The following is a 7,334-nucleotide window of genomic DNA, read 5'->3' on the forward strand; positions in this document are numbered from 1 at the left end:
GCCCGCCGGGAACGTCCCGGCGGGCGGCGCTGTTCGGCAGGAACGATTCGTCAGCAGCCGTTGGCCGGGCTGCCCCGAATGCGGCTGCCCGATGCCACCTTGTCAGTGCCGCTTGGTTGAATGGGGCCGTGTCCACACGTTCATCGGCAGGCGGCGCCGGAGCCGCACGTGGGGTGGGCAGCGAGCCCAGGATCTTCACCTGGTTCGCCGCGCACGCCTTGGCACGAACACCGCTGCCGGAGTGGTTGATTCCGAATGCGGTGGTGAGCGCCGTAGGGTTGCAGACCGCCTACGCGATGGACGACTGCGGGGTACGGACGGAACCGGCGAACGGGGTGCGCTCGGGGGCGGACGGCCGCCTCTTCATCCAGTCGAAGAGCGGCTTGAAACTCAGTGACAAGGCCACCTCGGACCTAGCCGCCGCCATCGACCAGGCGGTCGCGCAGTGGCATGCCGGAATCCCCGGCCAGGCGCTCCAGGAGGAGCGGGACAGGCTGGTGATCGTGACGGACGCTGCCGCCCCAGCGTCGATCAGGATCGCTCTCGACACGGTCGTCAACCACCGGCTGGCCACCGCCGCCGATGAGCACGCTGGACGCAACGAGGCGGAGGAGGAGGCTCTGCGTGCTCTCCGTACTCATGTCGAGCGCGCATGGCGGGCACGGAGCGGGCAGGCCCCCTCGGCCGATGAGCTGATGAGATTTCACAGCGTGTTGCGGATCCTCGTACTGGACCTGGACGAAGGCAGGCCCGATCGCGGTGTCGCCGAGCAGCTGTTGGGCAGGGCGCTCGGTGCGTCGGAGCACGCGGCGCACGTGTGGGAGAGCCTCACGACCATCGGGCAAGCGCTCAACGAGCGGCAGCAGTGGCTCCACCGTCGCCATCTGATCCAGGCGCTTCGGCATCGCGGGTACATCCTGTCCGACAGCGCCGTGGATCGCGTGGACAAGGGCGTCATCGCCCTGCTCCAGGCCCAGGTTCGAGCCGCCGAGCTGTTCTCGAACCACTTGGTCGAACGACCGGCATCCGCCGAAGACTCCTACGTCCGCCAGTCGATCCTGTCCACCACCCCCACAAGCTCCGACGCCCCTCGCCTACAGCCGTTCCACGAGGTGCTGGCACGTCCCGACCCCCGGCACCTCCTGATCGTCGGGGAAGCCGGCCTCGGAAAGTCCACCCTGACACGCCAGGAGGCGGCGCGACTCGCGCAGCGCGCCCTCGACGGCCCCCTGGACGACGATCCCTGGCTCCGGCCACTCCTGCTGCCCCTCCAGGTCTCCGCACTCGACCTCGTCGAGACGGAAGGGCCGCTGAGCACCCGGGTCATGCGCGCGGTGGCCAAGGCCCTCGGGCCCTACCTCGAGCACGAACTGCCGCAGGACCTTCTGGCCGCCACCCCCGACGTGCCGTGGCTGCTGATGATCGACGGCCTTGACGAGATCGGCGACCCCCGTCGCCTACTCCGGATGGTGAAGACCCTCGCCGCATTCGCGCGGCAGGGCGGTGGGCCCCGCATGGTCATCACCACTCGGCCGCTCCAGCCCGACCACATGAAACCGCTGCACGACGCCGGCTTCGCCACGTATGCCCTGCAGTACCTGGATCACCGCCAGCTGACGGGGTTCGCCCGCAGCTGGTTCGGCGACGAGGCGGCAGCCGGCCGATTCCTGGCCCAGGCGGGTCGGCCCGAAATGCGGGACCTGGTGCGGATACCCCTCATGGCGACCCTTGCCGCCATGCTCCACGAGGAACATCCCGGGAGCGCCCTACCGACAGATCGTTACACCCTGTACAGGAGCTTCCTGAACCTGCTGCGGGAGTCGCGCAGCGGCACCTGCGTCCAGCGGGGCGAGGACCCCCGACCTACCGAACCGGCTCTGCAGGCCGTCCGCGAGCAGATGGACGATCTCGTCCACCACCTCGCGCAGTGCCAGGTCACCGGCTCGACCGGGGACCTGCTGCCGGAGGCGGTCGCCTGGACGGAACGAGAGGTGGGTCAAAGGGAGACCGGTCGCATGTTCCGCTGGCCGGAGCTCGTCTCCAAGACGCTCACCGACACCGGCCTGTTCGTTCGCACCGGTTCCGGACTGCGCTTCGTCCACCTGAGCTTCGCCGAGTTCCTCGCGGCGGAGGCGAACGCGGTGCAGCTACCCATGCGGTTCGACGCCGAGGAGGCGGTCTGGAGGGACGCCCTGACCCGAGCACTGCGCGCACAGTCCCGATATGAGGTGTGGGCCCGGCCGACCGGGGTGGACACGGGCAGTCCTCAGGACAACGTCGACCGGGAGACCCTCGTCCACCGCACGTACCTGCTTCCCGGGAGCGCTGCCGCGTTGGCGGGTCACCTCCAGCCACGGGGGAGGAACGGGCAACTCCTCGCCGGGTACCTCTTGGGCGAAGGCAGCGCTGCGAGCGCCGAGTCCGAGAGGGCACCTCTGGTCGCCGCCTTCCTCGACCATCTGCGCGACGCCGTACACCGTGAGGACGGACCGTTGGGGGCCTGGTTCCAGGCAGCGGGCCGCATCCGCTCGGCCCGGGTCGCGGAACATCTGCGGGCCCTGGCGGAGGACCGAGGACGAACTCCCCGCATTCGAGCGGAGGCAGCCCGGGCACTTGCCGACTCCCGCCCGCATCAGGCCGTCAAAGCTCTTCGATCCATTGCCGACGACGAGCAGACAGACCCCAACTGCCTCGACGACATCGTGCGGACGCTACTCGACATCGACCCCACCCGGATCGAATGGGCGGCCGACACCCTGCGTCGGCTGTACCGTCACCCGTGGAGCTCGCCGGAGAGCATCTGCCGAGCCGCCGAGGTCCTGGCCTCCCTCGGTGAGACGTACGTGGACGAAGCCGCAGCGGTGCTCCTCTCGGCGGCCACCTGTACCGATGCCGCTCCATCGGACCGGCTCGACGCCGCCCGTCTGCTCAGCGACCTGGGTCCACCGGCGTACCACCAGCCGTGCGTGCAGGCCTTGTGGGACGTTGTGGACTCTCCGCACGCCGATGTACTCGACCGCACGGAGGCCTTGCAGGAACTCAGGGTCCTCGACGTGGTGGGCGCCGACCAGGTGGGTGAGACGCTCATCGCCTTTCTCTCGGAGGGCGCCATGAAGGTCGGCCAGGTGCACGGTGCCGTAGCGATGATCATCGCTACGAGCCCCGATCGCCTCGGCGAGGTACTGACCTCGCTGCATGCCCTGGCCGAGAACCCGGACGCCCCGGACGCGGTGCGGCGAGCGGCCGCGACCGAGTTGCGCTCGCTACAGCCACGCGAGGCAGGACCGGGGAGCCTGCGCCCTGCGACGGAGCCCGATCCGTCGTCGCTCGTCGAGAGGATGTGCCGGGTGCTTGCCGACCCCGACGAGGAACTCGACCGACTCCAGTACGCGGCGGAAGAGCTCGGCGAATCGGGGCCCGCAGCGTCCCGACAAGGCGTTCTCGTGTTGCGGAGGCGCATCACCGAGGCCGGCCGGGGCCACGAACTTCTCGACCTCGCACGCGTCATGGCCGAACTCGGGCCTGCGTACCGCCCAGAGGCCGCCGCCGTCCTGCAGGAAGCGATCGCCACTGCCAGCATGCCCTCGGCGCTTCCTGCCCGCGCGGCGCGCATCCTCATCGACCTCGGGCCCGATCATGCGGAGGAGGCGTACGCGGTCCTTCGGTCCATCGCCGACGACCCCTCCGTCGATGAGGACACCCAGGACGGCGCGCTGCTGGGCATGGGTCTCTTCCGCCCCGAGTACGCGCACCAGGTGGCCGGGTATCTGCGTACCCGCATAGCCGCTTCCCGGTCCGCTTCACCAGCTCGTCACCGCGTCCTCGCCGGTGCACTGGCCTCGCTCGGCCCCCGGTGGGCCGAGGAAGCCGCTTGCGTGCTGCGAGGTCTGGTACATGACGATGCCGTCCCCGGCGACGAACGCGTCGAATGTGCGGCCTCCCTCGCAGCCATCGGCCACCAGTACGAGGTGGAGGCGACCGCCTGGCTGAGGGCGTTCATGAAGGACCGGAGTCAGCCCGCCGACTCCCGCGACCTGTCCTCGGACCGGCTGAGCGAGATCACCGAGAAGTACCACTACGAGCAGGATCAGGTCATGCGGGAGACCTCGCCCGAGCTGTACGCGGCTCTGACGACCGGCGCGGCCTGAGGTCCACCTCATCGCCCGACCATGGGTACCGTCCGTCCGCCTCGGCGACCGCGTCACCACCGCACGGGAGCCGCCGCGCAGGGACCGCGTCCGCGGAGCACGGCGACGACAACCGGCAACGGCCCTCCGCGGCCCTGCACGTCAGCGGCTCCGACCGGAGCCGCTGGTGGCCACGCTGTTCCGCGGCGTGCGCGGCTTGCTGCTCGGCATCGTCACCATCCGGGCAAGCACCCGGATCCCGGCCGATGTCGTCAGGCGAAGGCTCGACAGCCTCGACCACAAGTCGACAGCGCCGCCCGCCGGGAACGTCCCGGCGGGCGGCGCTGTTCGGCAGGAACGATTCGTCAGCAGCCGTTGAGGATCGAGGTGAGCGTGCTCTTCTCGGCGCTGTCCACGGTCAGGCCGTAGAAGTACTTCACCTGCACCCAGGCGCGGGCGTAGGTGCAGCGGTAGGAGGTCTGCGGCAGCCAGTGGGCCGGGTCCTGGTCGCCCTTGGAGCGGTTGGAGCTCGCGGAGACGGCGATCAGCTGCGGGCGGGTCAGGTCGTTGGCGAAGGCCTTGCGCTGGTCCGTGGTCCACGCCCAGGCGCCGGAGCGCCAGGCCTCGGCCAGCGGCACCAGGTGGTCGATGTCGAAGGAGGAGGCGTTGGTGGTGGTCGCATTGTCGTAGACCGAGGTCCAGGTGCCGCTGACGGAGGCACAGGCGGAGTCGGTGACCACGCCGCTGCCGTCGCGCTTGAGGACCGTCTCACGGGTGTTACAGGTGCCGGCGATGGTGATCCAGTGCGGGAACAGCGTCCGGTCGTAGGTGTCGTCGTGGGACTCCGCGGTCGCCGGGAGGGAGGCGAGGTAGGTGCGGGCCGTCGCGGCCGAGACCGGGGTGGGCAGGGCGGCCTGGGCACTGCCGGCGCCGGCCAGCAGGGCGGTGAGGGCCAGCAGCAGGGCGCCGAGGGCGGCCGGCAGGGCGCGGTGCAGCGTGCGTATCGCAGGCATACGGGGACTCCAGAATCGGTGTGAGGGCAGGCGGAAGCCCCCGGGCGAAGCGGCCCGGGCTGGCAACCAGCATGGCGCGTCAGGGGTTTACGCGGGTAGACCCTGGAGGTGAACTTTTTGACCGGTGGTCAGCTCGCGGCGGGGCGCTGCGCCGGTGCTGCACGGCGCCGGCGAGGGCCGCACGGCGCTGCGCGGTGCCGCGCCCGGCGGGGCGCGGGGCGGCCCGCGCACCGGAGCGCGGGGCGCGGAGGTGCGACCTCAGGGGCGCGCGCCGTACGGGCCGGCGACGGACTCGGCGAGCAGGCGCCGGCCCGGCGAGGTGGCGAGGACGGCGCGCAGGGCGCCGTCCCGGGCGGCGCGGGCGGGGCCGGAGCGCAACGTCCAGGCGCGGGTGGCGAGATCGGTACGGGCGAGGACGCCCACCGCCTCCGCGCGGCGGGCCCGCCGCCAGGCCGCGAGGGGCTCGGCGGCCGGCCCGGCGGCGCGGCGCGCGGTCGCCCCGGGGAGCACGGCGGCGAGCGAAACCGCGTCGCGCAGGCCGAGGTTGAGGCCCTGGCCGCCGATCGGGCTGCAGACGTGCGCGGCGTCGCCGATCAGCAGGATCCGCCGGGGCCCGCCGGGTGCGGCGAGGCGTCGGTGGGTGCGGAAGGTGCTCGTCCAGCGGCATTCGTGGACGGCCGCCGTCCACCCCCGGGCGGCGGCCTCCGCCACCAGGGTCGCCGACCCGTCGGCGCCCTCGGTGCCGGCGCCGTCGGCGGAGCGGTCGTCGACCGGACGGTCGGCACCGGTCCGGTCGTCGGCCGGGCGGTGCAGCACCACGCGGACCCAGCCGTCGAGGTGCATCGGCAGCACCACGAGCAGGCCGCGCGGCCCGCCGACCATGTGGACCCGTGCCGGGTCCAGCGAAGGATCCGTCACCCGCAGGTCGGCCAGCTGCCACCGGCCCGGGTACGTCCGCCCCCGGAACGCCGTCCCGGTGAGCGTCCGCAGCGTGCTGGCGGCGCCGTCCGCGGCGACCACCCAGCGGGCGCGCACCGGGTCCAGCCCCTCCGGCCGCACGGTGACCCCGTCGGCGTCCTCCGCCACCGACCGCACGGGCGTCGACCGGTGCACCCGGACGCCCTCCTGCGCGGCCCGCTCCGCGAGCAGGCCCTCGGTGCTGCACTGCGGCACGGTGAGGATGTACGGGTAGGGCGTGCGCAGCCCGGCGGTGCCGAACCCGCCCAGCCGTCGCCGCTGCGCCCACAGCTCCACCGCGTCCACCCGGCGGCCGAGCGGCAGCAGCGACTCGGCCACCCCGCTCGGGGTCAGCGCCTCCAGGGTCCGCGCGTGCAGGTCCGTCGCGCGCGACTCGACGACCGGCCCCGGCCGGCGCTCCAGCACCACCACCGAGAGCCCCGCGCGGGCGAGCAGGAGCGCCGCGCCCAGGCCCACCGGGCCGGCGCCCACGACCACCACGTCCGCATCCATCCGCACTCCGTCCGTCCGGGGCGGGCCCGGTGGATCCGCGGGCCCGCGGGCCCGGCGTGCGGCCGGGCCGTCCACCCGTCAGTACGACGGCGGCGCCCGGGCAGTTGCACCTGCGGGCCACCGCCGCGGTGTGACCTGTCCCACACTCGGCCGGGGCCCGTTGTCGGCGCCGCGTGGCACGATGTTCCGGTACGAAGCGCGGATGCCGGAGGGGGCGGACCATGGAGCACAGCAGGGTCACGGGCGAGGATCCGGACGGGCACCAGCACGTCGTACGGATCGTCTCGCGCCGGCCCAACTCCGTGCGGGTGGTCTGCGACACCTGCGGCTACAGCAAGTGGTCGGTGGCCGGTGCGCGGGGCAAGGCCGAGCGGCACCTCGGGCAGGAGCACGAAGCGGAGTACCTGCGCCGGGAGATCCCCGTGGCGCGCTGGGTGATGACGGCGGTCGGTCTCGCCGTCTTCGTCGTCTTCCTGTTCACCTACGGTCCCTTCCGGTAGCCGTCCGACGGCGCAGAGCCCCCGGAAACGCCGAACCGCCCCGTCCGGCGGGTGCGGGCGGGGCGGTGGGGTGCTGGCGGGGGGTCGGTGGTCAGGCGGTCGTCTTCGCGGAGCCGGCCTGCGGGGTGGCGGGCTTGGCGGGCCTGCCGCCGAGGAGGCCGAAGAAGACCGCGAGGGTCGGGATCAGGTACGCCGCCCAGACGACCAGCTGGAGCACGGTCGGG

Annotated in this window: 5 protein-coding genes; 3 read left to right on the top strand and 2 right to left on the bottom strand. The window is 72.6% G+C overall.

Translation table 11 applies throughout. The annotated features are described in order from the left end of the window. Positions 1 to 173 precede the first annotated feature (173 nt). Entirely contained in the window at positions 174 to 4,148 is a 3,975-nt protein-coding gene (locus tag ACWDRR_RS43880; RefSeq protein ID WP_449777953.1) for an NACHT domain-containing protein, read from the top strand. Positions 4,149 to 4,314: 166 nt separating this feature from the next. Beyond that, positions 4,315 to 4,506, top strand: coding sequence for a hypothetical protein (locus ACWDRR_RS43885; RefSeq protein WP_449777954.1), 192 nt, complete (start codon positions 4,315 to 4,317; stop codon positions 4,504 to 4,506). Here the strand turns inward: ACWDRR_RS43885 and ACWDRR_RS43890 are convergent. Then, positions 4,493 to 5,140 (bottom strand): HNH endonuclease family protein, encoded by a 648-nt coding sequence (locus ACWDRR_RS43890; protein ID WP_449777955.1) that lies wholly within the window; start codon positions 5,138 to 5,140, stop codon positions 4,493 to 4,495. The genes ACWDRR_RS43885 and ACWDRR_RS43890 overlap by 14 nt on opposite strands. Before the next feature lie 258 nt (positions 5,141 to 5,398). Next, positions 5,399 to 6,610 (bottom strand): FAD-dependent oxidoreductase, encoded by a 1,212-nt coding sequence (locus ACWDRR_RS43895; protein WP_449777956.1) that lies wholly within the window; start codon positions 6,608 to 6,610, stop codon positions 5,399 to 5,401. A gap of 221 nt (positions 6,611 to 6,831) precedes the next feature. On the opposite strand from ACWDRR_RS43895, the gene ACWDRR_RS43900 reads away from it, so the two are divergent. Then, on the top strand, positions 6,832 to 7,110 hold the full coding sequence (locus ACWDRR_RS43900) for a hypothetical protein (RefSeq protein WP_449777957.1): 279 nt from the start codon (positions 6,832 to 6,834) through the stop codon (positions 7,108 to 7,110). Positions 7,111 to 7,334: the final 224 nt, after the last annotated feature.

The organism is Kitasatospora sp. NPDC003701 (assembly GCF_053587085.1).

What these genes read in the sequence shown, in the direction of transcription:
- ACWDRR_RS43895 (WP_449777956.1), bottom strand. Translation starts at nt 6,610, where the DNA reads ATGGATGCGGACGTGGTGGTCGTGGGCGCCGGCCCGGTGGGCCTGGGC.
- ACWDRR_RS43890 (WP_449777955.1), bottom strand. Translation starts at nt 5,140, where the DNA reads ATGCCTGCGATACGCACGCTGCACCGCGCCCTGCCGGCCGCCCTCGGC.
- ACWDRR_RS43900 (WP_449777957.1), top strand. Translation starts at nt 6,832, where the DNA reads ATGGAGCACAGCAGGGTCACGGGCGAGGATCCGGACGGGCACCAGCAC.